This window comes from Stenotrophomonas sp. 59 (assembly GCF_030291095.1).
Classification (GTDB): domain Bacteria; phylum Pseudomonadota; class Gammaproteobacteria; order Xanthomonadales; family Xanthomonadaceae; genus Stenotrophomonas; species Stenotrophomonas maltophilia_Q.
In genome coordinates this window covers 2,635,492-2,649,240 of the sequence record NZ_CP127408.1, presented here as the reverse complement: position 1 = coordinate 2,649,240, position 13,749 = coordinate 2,635,492, and the positions used below count along the sequence as shown (strand labels likewise).

Here is a 13,749-nt window from a genome sequence, read left to right as displayed (position 1 = left end):
ACGGATGAGTGTGGGTTGAGATGAAGGTGGTTCCCCGCCGGGAGTCTAGCATGGGCGCGGGCGCCGCCAAGGGCGCCCGTCACGGGTCAGTAGACCAGCTGCGCCGCGCTACACTGGATCGACTGCACGTTGACGTCGGTGCGGCCGAGTTCCAGGCCCAGCACGCTGGCCAGCAGGTTGGTCAGCAGGGTGCCGACGCTGTTGAGCACCGGCCGCAGGGCGGCCAGGATCGGCTTGAGCAGCGTGCACAGCAGGCCGCTGCAGCTCACGCTGCCATCCGGATTGCTGACGCCGGTTCCACCGGTACCATCGAGGAAGCCGGCCGGTGCGGTCTGGATGTACGAGGCGAGGTTGTTGCGTACGCAGCCGTTGTAGTCGATCAGGTTGCCGAGCAGGCTGTCGCAGCGGTTGATCAGCAGGCCGCCGACCAGCGATCCGAGCAGCCCATCGAGCACGCCCAGTCCCTGGCCGGTGACGGTCACCTTGAACGCATCCCAGACCGGACCGTCCTTGTGGCAGGTGGCCAGGTTCAGCAGGCCGCAGGCGTAGGGCAGGCCTCCGGGTACGGTCCAGCTGTTGAGCGGGGCCAGTTGCCGGCTCGCGTCGCCATCGCGCAGCAGTGGAATCAACTTGTCCACCTCATAGCGGGTGTTCGGCGGGAAGGTGGCCTGCAGGTAGCGGTCGGCCAGTGCCTTGGCGGTGTCGTTGGCGCTCATGCCCTGCTTGGGTGAGCTGAGCATGCCCGACAGCACGCGCAGCAGTTCATTGACCAGGTCCGATACTGCGTTGCCCACCGCCAGTGGATTGATCCGGGTCGAGGCGGTTTCGCCCGCAGCCAGGGTCAGGCTCTGCGAGCTGGTCAGGGCGGGCAGGGTGATCTTGTCATTGATCAAGGGTTGCCCCAGCAGTTTCAGCAGCTGCTCGTTCTTCAGGGTGGCGTCGCAGACATTGCTCTTGGAAAAGCGTTGCGCCGGGTCGACATTGCCGACACAGGCGCGCAGCACCGACGAATCGACCTGGATGGTGGCCTTCTGTGGGCTGGCGCCGCATTGGATGCCGGTCAGCGTGCCCATCGCATTGGCGACATCGACATGCAGTGGCAGGTGCAGTCGCGTGCCGAGCAGGTTCAGCAGCGGGCCCACCGCGAACAGGTTGTTGCTGTCCACGTCCACCATCAGCCGCACCTGCGCGTTGTACGCGCGGGTACCAACACCACCGATGGCGATCGAGGGCGGCTCGACCACGCCGGCCTGGATGTTGATGCCCAGCAGGTCCAATCCCTTGACCGCCACGCCGTTGCCGTCATTGGCGATGGAGATGGCGGTGCTGATCAGGTTGAGTACGTTGACCTTCGTTTCCAGCGCGCTGCCGACGGTGCCATCCGGCGAGACGACTTCGGCGAACAGGCCACCGCCGCCGGACTGGCTGCCCAGCACGATGTTGAGCTTGTTGATGTCCAGCTGGGTGGCGACCAGGTCGGACAGCGCGCGCAGCTGTACGCCCACGGTGGTATCGCGGCCGACCACGGTGGCGGTGGCATCGACCAGCTGTGCCAGCGAGATCTTGTTGACCGACAGCAGCCGGTTGAAGTCGGCCACGCTGAGGTTGGCGCTGACCGGGATGTTCAACGCCTTCAGCAGGCCCGACGGGGTGATGTTGGCCTGGGCCAGGCCGTCATAGGAAAGCACGGTGGCATTGGTGACATCCAGGCCGACCAGGCGCAGGGTCGACAGCAGTACCGAGTCGCCATTGGTGCGCAGCAGCTGCGAACCGACCGCGAACACCGCGGTCGGTTCGGAACGTCGGGCCACCGCCTCCACGCTGACGGTGGGCAGGCTGGTGTTCTGGCCGAAGAACGGCAGCACGCTGCGCTGCGCGACCACCTGCACGGCATTGCGTGGGTTGCTGGCATCGACGGTGGTGACGAAGCGGTTCGAGGTGCTGCGTGCGGCGCTCCAGTTGCCGCAGCGGATCTGCAGGGTGCCTGCAAACTTGTTCTGGGTGACCGCGCTCTGCCGTGCTGCACTGTTGTCGCTGTTGTCAGACGTGCACAGCTCCAGCCGTTGTGCACCGGCCAGTGCAGCGAGGTCTGCGACTTTCTGTGCGTCACGCTTGGCCCAGAACAGGTAGCCGATCTCGATCAGGCCCAGCATGGCCAGCAGCGCCAGCATGACCAGCATCATGGTGACCGACATTCCGCCCCGTGGGCGGCTGAAACTGAACTGGCGTGGGCGTTTCATGGCCTACCTCAGCGTCCGGATGAGGATGTTCCCTTGGACTTGGCGACATCGGTTTCGAAAAAGTCCGGGATCTCGTGTTCGAAGCTCTTCAAGTAGCGGGCGTAGCTCAACGTGGCCTGGTCGCCGAGGATCGGCAGGCGTTGCCCTGCCTGCTGCCCCGATGCCTGCAGGCGGAACAGGTCGCGCGCGGTATCGCCGATCTGCGTGCGTGCAGGGCGGGGCGCGGGTGCGACGTGGTCGGTGGCAATGATCGCCGGGGCGGTGGCCGGTGATGCCGACGGAGCAGGGGCTGCAAGGTCCACCGTGGCCAATGCCTCGGACTGCAGCGGCTGCGGGGCCGCTGCGACCGGTGCGCTGCCGCCGAGCATCTGCCCGGTCAGGGGTTGCTGCTGCGCCTGCGCGCCGCCGGCCATCAGCAGGCAGGCCAGTGCAGGCAACAGGCGTCGGGTCAGGGGCATCGCGCTCATGGAGTGTTCCCGTTCGGCTGATCGGAGGTGCTGAAACGTTCCAGCATCGAGGGCGGCAGGCGCTGTGGGTCGCGTGCATCACGGATGTCGCGACGTGGTTCGGCGGCCAGGCGCGTGGTGCTTTGCTGCACGCGGGTGGTGGCACCGGGGTTGGCGCGGGCGGACGGGGACGCAGGGGCAACCTGCGCCGCGGCGGCCTGGCGCTGCTGCAGGCGAGCACGGATCTGCGCGGCCTGCTGCTGGATGCTGCGGCGGGTGTCCTCGTTGAGGTTGGCCTGCTCGGCGAGGCGCTCTGCGGTGGCGGCGTCGCCGCGCAGCACGGCCCACAGGGCAAGGTTGGCCGTGGCCTTTGGGTTGCCTGGAGAGAGCTCCAGCGCCTTGGCCAACGGTTCACGCGCCTGTTCGAACTGGCCTGCACGCAGACGTGCATAGCCAAGATCGCCCAGGTAGTCGGTGTTCAGGGGCTGCAGCTGCGTGGCCCGGGCCAGTGCCTCCTCGCTGCCGCCATCGTCGTCACGGCGCGCAGCGATCAGGCCCAGGCCGTGCGCGGCTGCAGCGGCCTGCGGGCCATTGGAGAGCTCGCGGTACAGGGTGATGGCCGCGTCGGCCTGGCCGGTCTCGCGCAGGGCGTCGGCCTGCAGCAGGCGCAGCGCTGGCGGATCGCCATAGCGCTGGCGGAAGGCATCGACGTGGGCCAGCGAGGCATACCAGGCACCCTGCTGCTGCATGCGCCCGATCAATTCCAGGTAGGCATTGCGGCTGTCCTGCGGTGCCGGTTCGGGCGCGGCCAGGCTGGGGGCGCGCAGGTACTTCGGCGTGGTCGACGCACAACCACTGGCGACGGCGGCGAGGGCAAGCAACAGGCAGGAGGTGCGCAGGGCAGGCATCAGGGCGATCCCATCTTTGACATGGTGGTGGCCAGCGCGACCAGCGCCGGTCCGGCAAGTACCAGCATCAGCGCTGGCAGCAGGGTAAGCATCATCACCACGGTCATCTTCACCGAGAGCTTGCCGACCTTTTCCTTCAGGGTGTTGCGGCGCTGTTCCCGCAACCGGACGCTGAACTGCCGCAGCGGTTCCTGCACCGCGCCGCCATGTGCGTGCACCTGCAGGATCAACTGCATCAGGCTGGTCAGGTCATCATCGGCGTAGACCTCGCTCAGGCGGCGCAGGGACTGCGCGCGCGTACGGCCATGGGTGTACGCGACGTTGGCCTCCTGCAGTTCGCCGCCGAGCACCGGCAACGCGTCGCGAAGCTTGTCGCCCAGCGTCTGCAGGCTCTGGTCCATGCTGAACCCCACGCCCTGCAGCAGGCGCAGCAGGTCGATCAGCAGGGGCAGCTCGTTGTCGACTGCGCGCCGGCGCCGCTTCACCCACGAAGAGAGGATGAACTTCGGCAGCAGCAGGCCAGCTGCGAGCGCACCGATCACGACCATCATCTTGGCCAGCCCCTGGGCGCTGCTGAACGCCAGGGCCAGCGCCAGCACCAGCACGCCCAGCAGCAGGCGCAGGCCAAGATAGATGGCGGTGCCACGGCGTGTGTTCCAGCCCGCCAGGTCCAGCAACAGCCGGTCTTCATTGGCCAGCAATGCAGATTCCAGGCGGCCGCCGCTGAGCGCGCGCCCGAAGCGTTCCAGCCAACCCAGCGAATCACGGCGCGCGACCTCCGTGTCGCGTGCCTCGTCCCGGGGTTGCAGTGCGGTTTTCAAGGTGGCCGAGGTGCGCTGTTCGCGATGGCTGCGTACCCACCCGGCAATGCCCAGCAGGGCAACACCGGCGGCCAGAACCAGCAGGGACAGGGCAAACCAGGTGCTGGCACTCATCGGGCGCCTCCGTGGTGGATTCCGGTGGTCATAGCGATTTGGCCAGGCGATAGAGCAGGAAAGCGCCAAACAGCTCCAGCCCCAGCGCGATCAACAGGATCTTGTGGCCCAGCGGGTCGTGCAGCACCGGCTGGAAGAACTCAGGGCTGGAAATCGCCATCAGCACTGCGCTGGCCGGTGGCAGCAGGCCGAGAACCCAGGCGGACATGCGCGTTTCCGACGTGGTTGCGGCCAGTTCCTGCTGGGCCTGCTCCAGGTCGCGCATGAAATCGCCCATGCGCTGCAGGATCTGATCGGAGCGCCCGCCGATGCGGACGCTGACGCCGATCACCACGGACAGTACCTTGAGCACGTCCATCCGGTAGGGTTGCGCCGCCAGGCTCAGGGCACGGTCCAAGTCCATGCCGCTGCGTGCGTAGCGCACGGTGGTGTCCAGCAGTCCGCGCAGCGGCGCGCTGGTCTGCATCGACGCGACCTGGAAGGCCGCCTGCAGGCTGTTGCCCAGCGCGGTCAGCCGCACCAGGTTGTCGAGGAAGTCGGGCAGCTGGTGCAGCAGCTGTGCACGCAGTTTCGTGGTGCGGCGCATGACCCATAGCCAGCAGGCCAGCAGGTACAGCAGCAGGGTCAGGGGGAACATCCACGCCGTGCCGAGCCTGAGCATGGCCACGACCGAAAGCACCAGTCCCGGCACCAGCATCATGATGGGCAGCTTCCAGCCCGTCTGCAGGCCGGCACGTTGCAGCAGGCCGTCCAGCGGCAGCACCCGGCGCCCGGCACTTGCCGGACGCGCCGGATCGTTGGCGGCGGCCACGGATGCCCCGGCCGGCGCGCCGCCGCTGGCACCTCCGCGAGCCAGCTGCTGCTCGGCGTGCTGCAGCGAGGCCTGGCGCTGTTCGCGGTTGCTGGCGGTGCCCCACAGCCACACCGCAAGCGCCAGCAGCACCGAGATGATGCTCAGTACACCCAGCAGCAGGCCCGTGCCCATGTTCAGAAGTCTCCGTACAACGATTCGCGCAACTGCTGGCGGAACGGTTCCAGCTTGTGCGAATGCGGATGGAAGCCCAGTCCGATCCAGCGATCGGTTTCCTTGCCGTTGCCGTCGATCTGCAGTTCGTGACGGAACATTTCCTGGGTCGTGATCAGGTTGTCGCTGACACCGGTGATTTCCGTGATCGAGACCAGCACGCGCCGGCCGCTGCCCAGCCGCGAGATCTGCACGATGAAGTCGATGGCGCTGGCGATCTGCCGGCGCAGGCTGTCCTCGCTGCCCTGGAACCCGGCGAAACCGGCCAGCATCTCGATGCGGTACAGGCAGTCACGGGGCGAGTTGGCGTGGATGGTCGCCATCGATCCGTCATGGCCGGTGTTCATGGCCTGCAGCATCTCCAGTACTTCGGCGCCACGCACCTCGCCGACCACGATGCGGTCGGGGCGCATGCGCAGGCTGTTGCGGACCAGGTCGCGGATGCTCACCGCACCATGGCCTTCAGCGCCGCCGATGCGGCTTTCCAGGCGGACCACATGCGGATGGTTGAGTGACAGCTCGGCGGTGTCCTCGACGGTGATCACGCGTTCGTTCGGCGGCACGTAGCTGGCCAGTGCGTTCAGCAGCGAGGTCTTGCCGGAACTGGTGCCGCCGGACACCAGGATGTTGCAGCGGCCCAGCACCATCGCCTTCAGCAGCGCCTGCATCGGCGCATCGAAGGTGCCCTTGGCCAGCAGCTCGTCGGGGGTGAACGGGTCCTTGCGGAACTTGCGGATGGAGACCATCGGCCCATCCACCGCCAGCGGCGAGATGATCGCGTTGAGGCGGCCGCCGTTGGGCAGGCGCGCGTCGACCATCGGATTGGAGTCGTCCAGGCGGCGGCCCAGCGGCGCGAGGATGCGGCGCAGGATGCGCAGCAGGTGGGTGTCGTCGGTGAATCGCTGGGTGGCGCGCTTGAGCTGCCCTCCCTGCGAGACGTGCACATCCTTGAATCCGTTGATCAGGATGTCTTCGATGGTCGGGTCGTGCAGCAGGTCGTCGAGCGGGCCGAAGCCGGTCAGCTCCTTGACCAGGCCTTCGGCGACCACCTGCATCTCCTCCTCGTTGATCGGGATGCGCCATTCCTGGATGAAGCCGACCGTCTGCACCTGCACCCAGCGGGCGATGGTGTCAGGCGCCCAGGAATCGATGTCGATGCGCTCGTCCTCGATGCTGTTGAGCAGATGCTCGTGGGCGGCCGACAGCACCTTCTGGTACTGCTCGGTCTGCGCGAACGGCAGGTGGCCCGGGGCGCTGTCGGACAGCACCGGGCGGGTGGCGGCATGCGGGAACGGGGTTACCTTGTCTTCCATTGCGATCCACCCAGGGCAAGGGAGAGTCTTTCCCGCAGGCCATGGGCCTGGACCGGGCAGGCAGCCGGATCCAGGCGCGGCACGAGCGGGGCGAGGGCACGCAGGTAGGGGTCGCGCGGTGCGTCCTGCAGCAGCAGATGCCCCTGGCTGGCGGCCAGGCGCACGCGCGGGCGCTCGGGCAGCGTGGCCAGCAGTGGCACCTCGAATCGGCGCGCGATCTGGTCGGGGCTCATGCCGCTGCTGTCGTCGTGGCGGTTGATCACCAGCTGCAGGCGCTTCTCGCGTTCACGCTGGCCGGCCAGGTGCTTCAAGGCCTGGTCGAGCGATACCAGCGTGGCGATCGAAGCGTCCGTGACCAGCCAGATCTCGTCGGCCTGGTCCAGCAGCAGGGGCGGCAGCTGTCGCAGCGGGCAGCCACCGGCATCGCACAGCACGCTGGCGAACACGCTGCGCAGGCGCTGCAGCAGTGCGCCCGGGTCCGACGGCGGCACGGCATCATTGCCACTGGCACGGTCGAGCAGCACCAGGCCGGTGTCATGCCGGGCCATCGCGGTGCGTGCGAGGGTGGCGTCGATGCGGCTGGCGTTGCGCAGTGCATCTTCGTAGTGGAATCGGCTGTCCAGGTTGAGGTACAGCGCCAGGTCGCCGGACGGCTGCGCCAGTTCCATCAACAGGCCGTCCTGTTGCAGGGCCTCGCCCTGGGCCAGTGCGCGGGTCTGCTGGGCCAGTACCGAAAGATGCGCGGCAAGGGTGCTGGTGCCGACCCCGGCACGCACGCCGAGCAGGACGATCAGGCGCGCCTTGTGCGCATGCTGGGCGGTGGCGGCTGGACGCGGCGACAGGGCGCGGCGCAATGCCGCCTCGATGCCGATGTTGTCGCTGTCCAGGTCCAGCACATCGCGCAGGCCGGCACGCAGCGCGATCACCACGCCTTCGACCTGGGCGGCGCTGGTGGCGCCGACCGCGACCAGGGGCAGGTCGGGCTGGGTCTGCTGCAGCTGCTGCGCCAGCAGGCTGGAGGCCGCGGCGTGTTCCGGGCGGAAGTCGAGCAGCACCAGGCTCTGTGGCCCGCGCTGCAGGTCCTGTGCGGAGGTCGGCATGCTGCTGTCCTGCCAGTGCAGGGTGGTGGTCGGCGGCAGTTTCGCCGCCAGCCGGGGCAGCAGTTCGCGATCCATCCCGTACAGGACCAGATTCATCGGTGGTCCTTGCGGATGCAGCGGCTGGGCGGTGGCGTAGGGCATGGGCGTGGTATCGCAGGCATCATGGGAATCAGCGTGAGAAGCCAGGTACCGGATCCTGGCTGATCGGGCCAAGCAGCCAGGACCCCCACTCGGGAAGGTTCGGCTTGGCTTCGCGTTCGCCAGGCAACGGCAGCTCGGTATTGCGCGCCAGCGGTTGCACCAGCCGCGGCGTGACGATGATCACCAGCTCCTTGTCCTGTCGCTTGTAGTCGAAGTTGCGGAAGAACGAACCGATGATCGGCAGGTCGCCAAGCAGGGGAATCTTGCCGACGTTGGAGACGACATTGGAGCTGACCAGGCCACCGATCACGAAGCTCTCGCCGTCGCCCAGTTCGACCGTGGTGTCGGCACGACGCGTGGTGATCGATGGGATCTGCACGCCATTGAGGGCAATGGCATTGCTGTAGTCCAGATCACTGGCTTCGGGTGCGACCTTCAGCGCGATGCGGTTGGGGGCCAGCACCGTCGGGGTCACGGTCAGGCCGATGCCGAACGGCTTGTAGGTGATGGTGGTGGTGCCCAGTCCCTGCGGCTCCAGGATCGGCAGTTCGCCGCCGGCCAGGAAGCTGGCGCTCTGGCCGGACAATGCGACCAGGGTAGGTTCGGCCAGCACGCGTGCCATGCCGTTGCTCTGCAGCAGGTCGACATCGGCGTTCCACAGGCCCTTGGTCGAGCCGAACACCAGGCGGAAGGCCGAAGAAATGGGCGACTCGGCCTCATTGCCGGAGTTGCCTTCCTTCATGCCCGGCAGGATGCCGGTATTGCCCGGCAGCTGGCCGCCCGGGCGGGCGAAGCCATAGGCGAAGTTGCCATTGCGGTTCTGGAAGCTGATGCCGATCTGCTTCAACGCGGTCTTGTTGAATTCGACCACCTTGACCTCGACCTGGACCACGCCGCCGCTGCTGACCGTCGACGCATCGGCAAGCATCCCGTCCTTGCCCAGCGCCATGGCGGCGGTCTTCTGTTCCTGCATGTGCGAGAGCACGCTGTCGGTGTTTCCCTGCAGCAGGCCCTGGTTGTCCTGCTGGGTGAACACCAGCCCATTCGAGCCTGCGTCTGCAGCGCCCTGCACGGCACTCTGTACGCGCACCTGCAGGCGTTGCGGCTCGGCCTGCTTGCGGTGCCACAGCAGGAGCGTCGTTGTACCCGGCGCCTTTCCGACCAGCAGCGCCTGGCGCTGCCCACGCAGCATCACGATGTCGGCGACGCCCGGGTCGGCGATGGCGACCCGTTCCAGATCGGCCGGGAGGGTCCATGGGCGCTGTTCACGCGCCTGCAGTACGAGATCGTCGGCGGCCACGCTTGTCGCCGGAGCCAGCAGCACCAGCAGCAGGGCCAGCCAGCGCTGGCGGAGAGAAGGGCGTGGGCGGCGGCGTTCGGTCATGGATGCGCTCGATGCAGGTCAAAGGGAACCACGGGGGGCGGAGCTGTCGCCACGGATGATCTCGATGCCCGGCGCACGCGGTGCGCTGCGCCGGGCCGCCGGCGCACGCGCCGGGGCCTCCGGGTTGCTTCGGGCCGCGGTGTTGCCGCGGCCGGCGAGAGCATCACCATCGATGCCGGCGAAGGCGTGGTTCTCCGGCCGCTGCAGTGCGAGCTGCTGTTCGGCATCGAGGCCACGCAAAGGATCGATCACGCCACGCGCCTGTGGAAACAGTGCAAGGTCAGGTTGCCCCGTATCAGCCGGGTTGCGCAGGGCCAGGAACAGCTTTCCCTGCTGCGCCCCCAGCAGCAGCCGGTTGGCATCGGCCACCGGCACTGCCAGCACCGCGCTGCGTGCCGGCTGGGTGGCCTCGCTGCCGGAACCATGGCTGCTGCCATTGCCGGTGATGTCCGCGGCGCGGGGGTCGTTGCGGGTATCGCCTTCGTTGCCGGCGACGGCATCGCCGGTGACCGGAGCGATGTCCTGCTGGCCGTAGCTGAGCACGCGCAGCCGTGACAGCAGCAGGCGGGTCTGCGCGGCCTCTGCTGGGCCGCTGGCGTTGGGCTGGACATTGCGCAGGTTGAGGAAGACATCGACGAAATCACCCGGCAGGATGCGGTTTCCGGCGCCGACCAGTTCGTCCACCGGAACGGCCAGTGCGCGTTCGCCCGGACGCAGCTGCAGCGAGAATCCCTGTGCCAGGGCGCTGCTGCTGATGGCGGTGCCCTCGGCGATGTCCTGCACCGGTACCTTGCCGACCACGGCCGGGATGCTGGTGGCGGCACCGGCTACCGCCGTGGTCCGCTGCGCCAGGCGCAGGCTGTTGGCGGTGATCGGTTCACCGGCAGGCAGCCGGGCCACGGCTTCGACCACGGTGATCGCCTGGGCTTCGCTGTGCGCGACAGGGGCGGCCGTCGCTGGCGCGGCCGGTTTGCGCCCGATCATCAGGGCGATCACTGCCAGCAGCACGGCCAGCCCGATCAGGGCGACGGCAGCGATGCGGGTCAACTTGAGCATGGAACCGTCTCCTGTACCGATCGTCAGTTGCCGCTGCCGAGGTCGAGCTGGGCGACCGCGACACTACGGATGGGAGCCTGCATCACCCACTTGTAAAGTGTGGCGGTGCCCGGCAGGAAGGGATGGCTGGCGTAGTCATAGCTGACCGTCACCGTCATGCACTGGGCAGTGGCCAGGCCCGCGCAGGGTGCCTGCGCGGAGACCACGATGGCGTTGCTGCCGCCATTGCTGCAGTCGACACCCTGTCCAGAGAATTTCAACAGCCACTGCATCGAACTGCGGGCTGCGACGCAGGCTGCGGTACGCCGTTCATTGGCGCTGCCATAACGCAATGAAGCGCGAGCGCCCTCGGCCGAGGCCGTCGCCAATGTCTGTTGCGCGGCCATGATCATCACGCCGGAGAACGTGAACAGCAGCAATGGCAGCAGGCCCAGCATCAGCATCAGGGCGAATTCGATGCTGGCCACGCCGCGTTGACGCCGTGGATTGCGGATGTTCATGCCACACCTCCATAGACGCTTGCCAGAACCCAGCCGATGCCTGCGATGGCCAGGTAGGCTGCATAGGGAATGCCGTGTCGTCCCTGGCGGGCGGCCTGCATGTCGCGCAGGGCGGGGTGCGATTGCCATTGGCTGCTGGCGCGGTTGACCTGCATCTGGAGGCCCATGGGCAGCATCACGCCCAGGCGGCGGCCAACAATGATCACTGCCGCGTGCAGGCCGGCCGCGAGACTGGCCACCACCCAGATCGGCAACAGGGCTTTCCAGCCCAGCATCATGCCCAGTACCGCGAAGAACTTGACGTCGCCGGCGCCCATCCAGCGGATGGCATAGAACGGCAGCAGGGCCACCAGGCCGAGCGCCGCGCCCGCTGCGTGGGCAAGCCACGGCTGGCGCGGCGCACTGAACTGCCCCGCGATGATCAATGCGATGGCAATGACGGATGCAGACAGCAGCCAGGCATTGGGCACCCGGCGGGCATACAGATCGCTGATCGCGATCCGCAGGCACACGCCGATGGCCAATAGTCCCAGCAACGTCATCGCACACTCCGTCGTCCGTCATTGGACAGTCTGCAGTTGCCACCGGGCACATCCCAGCACCGCTGCAGGGATGCGCGATGCACGCAGGCTCAGCCGCCGCCGGTCGCAGGTGTCGACCCGGAGGCCTTGGTGGCAAGGTCGGAGAGGTTCTTGAACAGCGTCTCGAAGAACCCCTTGATCTCCTTGTTGCCGACCGCGATCAGGATGCCGGCGATGACGGCGGCCAGCAGCCCGTACTCGAGCGCGGTGACGCCATCTTCTTCCTTCAGGAACTTGCGGATGGATGCGTTCATGGCCTTGTCTCCCTCTACTTGTTGTCTGCAGATGCAGGACACCTGTTGGGCGGTGGCCCGGCTCCGCCGGGATCGTCCGTGGGCCCCGCACGTCCTGGCGGGGTGGCATGACGGGAATGACCCGCCGTGCTCATTCTGGGTAATCGGCCCCGGGGGAAATGCCGGCCGCAACGTCGCAACCACGCGGCGCTGCGCCGGTGGCCGAACTGTTCTGCGATACGGTCGTGGTCATGCGCTCCCCCAGGTGTGGTCGTTTTGAAGCGACCGGATCACCGTGTTATCGACTTTGCCTGAATGGCGGTTGGCTGCAACCGGAACCTATATGCAAATTCGGCAGAAACGCGCCGATCCTTAAACTTTCAGGCTGTTTCTGTGACGTATATCCGTTCGCCGGCAAAACGATTCATCGACGTGCAGATAATGTGATGTCGCAAATGGCGCATGCGAAAATCGTGCCACTGGCGACCACATTTTCTTCATCTGTGTATCTATTTTCTTCAATGCAGGGTTCGGGTTTACCTTCGATGATTATCGGGCATACTCGGTTCCAGGTTGCTGCTTTCAATCGGGTTGGTCGTGCGGCACCGGCCGCAGCGATCCCGGCAATGGCGAAGGTTCCTGGAGGAATGGTGTGGCCCTGTCAGGCAGTGGGGGCCGCAGCGTGTTGCGGATCAAAGGGGGGACGACACTGTCATGGTCGATGGTGGGGTAGAAGACAGCGACGACAGCGGCCTGCGATCGATCGATCTGGCGACGCTGAGTGGCGTGCTTCGTGTGTGCGATGTCGAACTGCTGCTGCTCGATGGCAACGGGCCGCGGGCGGCCTTTGCTTCGCGCGTGCATGAGGAAGCCCTGTTCTGCAGCATCAGTTGCGGCTTCCATTGCCGTGGCCGCTTCATGCTGCCACCCGACTGGGCGATGCTGGGGTATCTGCACGCGACCGATGAAACACTGAGCTGGTGCCACGGGGTGCCGCTTACACCGGGGATGGCACTGACGGTGATGCCCGAGGGCATCAGCGAGTTCACGCTGAGCCCAGGTACGCACATGACCCTGATGCTGGTGCCGGTCGCGCGGGTGCAACGCAAGTTGACCGAGCTGAGCCTGCGCAGCACGCCGCCCGCGGGCCAGGCGCTTTCACTGTTCAATCTGGCGAACGATTCGGCACCACTCGCCCATCATTATCAGCAGCTGCATCTTCAGCTCGGCCAGGGTGCTGGCCTGCAGCCGGAAGAAACCGAGCGATTGCTGCACGAGCACGTGCAGGCCCTGCTCGGTGCAGGCGCCGCCGACCGCCCTGGTTGCAGCCGCGCGCGGCGCACGCATTATCTGATCGCGCAGCGGGCGGAGAACTTCATGCGGCTCAACCTGCGCCGCAATATCTACATGAACGAGATATGCGACGCGGCGGGTGTCAGCGAACGCGGCCTGCGCTATGCCTTCGAGGATCTGTTCGGAACCTCGCCCAACCGTTATCTGTCCATGCTGCGGCTGTGCGCTGCCTGCCGCAGCCTGTCGATGGCCGATTCCAGCCGCCGTTCGGTGAAGGCGATCGCCCTCAGCTGCGGCCTCTGGGACCTCTCTCGTTTTGCCGACAATTACCGCAAGGTCTTCGGGGAACTGCCGCGCGATACGCTGATGCGCGCTCCCGCGCAGATCGGCCAGCCGGCCTGAATCAAGCGCCGCAAGGGTTTCGGGGTGGTTTCTGCCGGAATTGCCCATGCGCTTGCCGATATCGTTGCCGCTTCTGCATAACCCGCTGCCGATTCCGGCCGTGGATTTGCCGGAATGCGCGATTGCCGTGCCGGAATGAAGTGCGCAGCCGCCGCCGCGAGCGCTGAAATGTCAATCACCTGCCAAACGGCAA

Annotated in this window: 13 protein-coding genes; 1 reads left to right on the top strand and 12 read right to left on the bottom strand. The window is 66.8% G+C overall.

The features are described 5' to 3' along the window. Positions 1–86: 86 nt before the first annotated feature. The 12 genes from QP552_RS12305 to QP552_RS12250 all read right to left on the bottom strand — a co-directional run bounded on the left by QP552_RS12305 (position 87) and on the right by QP552_RS12250 (position 11,882). A complete protein-coding gene (locus tag QP552_RS12305) occupies positions 87–2,240 on the bottom strand; it encodes a TadG family pilus assembly protein (protein ID WP_106549490.1) in 2,154 nt (717 codons plus the stop codon). Between the two features lie 8 nt (positions 2,241–2,248). Beyond that, entirely contained in the window at positions 2,249–2,707 is a 459-nt protein-coding gene (locus QP552_RS12300; protein WP_286073740.1) for a DUF3613 domain-containing protein, read from the bottom strand. Next, positions 2,704–3,594 (bottom strand): Flp pilus assembly protein TadD, encoded by an 891-nt coding sequence (locus QP552_RS12295; protein WP_111111937.1) that lies wholly within the window; start codon positions 3,592–3,594, stop codon positions 2,704–2,706. The genes QP552_RS12300 and QP552_RS12295 overlap by 4 nt, the downstream gene beginning before the upstream one ends. Further along, positions 3,594–4,529 (bottom strand): type II secretion system F family protein, encoded by a 936-nt coding sequence (locus QP552_RS12290; RefSeq protein ID WP_111111938.1) that lies wholly within the window; start codon positions 4,527–4,529, stop codon positions 3,594–3,596. Before QP552_RS12290 ends, QP552_RS12295 begins: the two co-directional genes overlap by 1 nt. Before the next feature lie 28 nt (positions 4,530–4,557). Beyond that, positions 4,558–5,514 (bottom strand): type II secretion system F family protein, encoded by a 957-nt coding sequence (locus tag QP552_RS12285; protein WP_043035231.1) that lies wholly within the window; start codon positions 5,512–5,514, stop codon positions 4,558–4,560. A gap of 2 nt (positions 5,515–5,516) precedes the next feature. Beyond that, complete coding sequence (locus tag QP552_RS12280; protein ID WP_106549495.1) at positions 5,517–6,866, bottom strand: CpaF family protein; 1,350 nt, start codon at positions 6,864–6,866, stop codon at positions 5,517–5,519. Then, on the bottom strand, positions 6,851–8,107 hold the full coding sequence (locus QP552_RS12275) for a fimbrial protein (protein ID WP_099484279.1): 1,257 nt from the start codon (positions 8,105–8,107) through the stop codon (positions 6,851–6,853). The genes QP552_RS12280 and QP552_RS12275 overlap by 16 nt, the downstream gene beginning before the upstream one ends. A 28-nt stretch (positions 8,108–8,135) precedes the next feature. Further along, a complete protein-coding gene (locus QP552_RS12270; protein WP_111111941.1) occupies positions 8,136–9,491 on the bottom strand; it encodes a type II and III secretion system protein family protein in 1,356 nt (451 codons plus the stop codon). Positions 9,492–9,509: 18 nt separating this feature from the next. Continuing rightward, complete coding sequence (gene cpaB, locus QP552_RS12265) at positions 9,510–10,547, bottom strand: Flp pilus assembly protein CpaB (RefSeq protein ID WP_286073739.1); 1,038 nt, start codon at positions 10,545–10,547, stop codon at positions 9,510–9,512. Between the two features lie 23 nt (positions 10,548–10,570). Beyond that, a complete protein-coding gene (locus QP552_RS12260; protein ID WP_005413739.1) occupies positions 10,571–11,047 on the bottom strand; it encodes a TadE/TadG family type IV pilus assembly protein in 477 nt (158 codons plus the stop codon). Continuing rightward, on the bottom strand, positions 11,044–11,589 hold the full coding sequence (locus QP552_RS12255; protein ID WP_111111943.1) for a prepilin peptidase: 546 nt from the start codon (positions 11,587–11,589) through the stop codon (positions 11,044–11,046). The genes QP552_RS12260 and QP552_RS12255 overlap by 4 nt, the downstream gene beginning before the upstream one ends. Positions 11,590–11,678: 89 nt before the next feature. Next, positions 11,679–11,882, bottom strand: a complete 204-nt coding sequence (locus QP552_RS12250) for a Flp family type IVb pilin (RefSeq protein WP_099553287.1) — start codon at positions 11,880–11,882, stop codon at positions 11,679–11,681. A 693-nt stretch (positions 11,883–12,575) separates the two neighbouring features. Here QP552_RS12250 and QP552_RS12245 point away from each other — a divergent pair. Next, a complete protein-coding gene (locus QP552_RS12245) occupies positions 12,576–13,556 on the top strand; it encodes a helix-turn-helix domain-containing protein (RefSeq protein WP_099553288.1) in 981 nt (326 codons plus the stop codon). Positions 13,557–13,749: the final 193 nt, after the last annotated feature.

Bases quoted from the DNA above. Each gene is read 5' to 3' on its own strand.
- QP552_RS12270 (WP_111111941.1), bottom strand. From the start codon at position 9,491: ATGACCGAACGCCGCCGCCCACGCCCTTCTCTCCGCCAGCGCTGGCTG.
- QP552_RS12285 (WP_043035231.1), bottom strand. From the start codon at position 5,514: ATGGGCACGGGCCTGCTGCTGGGTGTACTGAGCATCATCTCGGTGCTG.
- QP552_RS12250 (WP_099553287.1), bottom strand. From the start codon at position 11,882: ATGAACGCATCCATCCGCAAGTTCCTGAAGGAAGAAGATGGCGTCACC.
- QP552_RS12280 (WP_106549495.1), bottom strand. From the start codon at position 6,866: ATGGAAGACAAGGTAACCCCGTTCCCGCATGCCGCCACCCGCCCGGTG.
- cpaB (WP_286073739.1), bottom strand. From the start codon at position 10,547: ATGCTCAAGTTGACCCGCATCGCTGCCGTCGCCCTGATCGGGCTGGCC.
- QP552_RS12305 (WP_106549490.1), bottom strand. From the start codon at position 2,240: ATGAAACGCCCACGCCAGTTCAGTTTCAGCCGCCCACGGGGCGGAATG.
- QP552_RS12290 (WP_111111938.1), bottom strand. From the start codon at position 4,529: ATGAGTGCCAGCACCTGGTTTGCCCTGTCCCTGCTGGTTCTGGCCGCC.
- QP552_RS12260 (WP_005413739.1), bottom strand. From the start codon at position 11,047: ATGAACATCCGCAATCCACGGCGTCAACGCGGCGTGGCCAGCATCGAA.
- QP552_RS12245 (WP_099553288.1), top strand. From the start codon at position 12,576: ATGGTCGATGGTGGGGTAGAAGACAGCGACGACAGCGGCCTGCGATCG.
- QP552_RS12295 (WP_111111937.1), bottom strand. From the start codon at position 3,594: ATGCCTGCCCTGCGCACCTCCTGCCTGTTGCTTGCCCTCGCCGCCGTC.
- QP552_RS12300 (WP_286073740.1), bottom strand. From the start codon at position 2,707: ATGAGCGCGATGCCCCTGACCCGACGCCTGTTGCCTGCACTGGCCTGC.
- QP552_RS12275 (WP_099484279.1), bottom strand. From the start codon at position 8,107: ATGCCCTACGCCACCGCCCAGCCGCTGCATCCGCAAGGACCACCGATG.
- QP552_RS12255 (WP_111111943.1), bottom strand. From the start codon at position 11,589: ATGACGTTGCTGGGACTATTGGCCATCGGCGTGTGCCTGCGGATCGCG.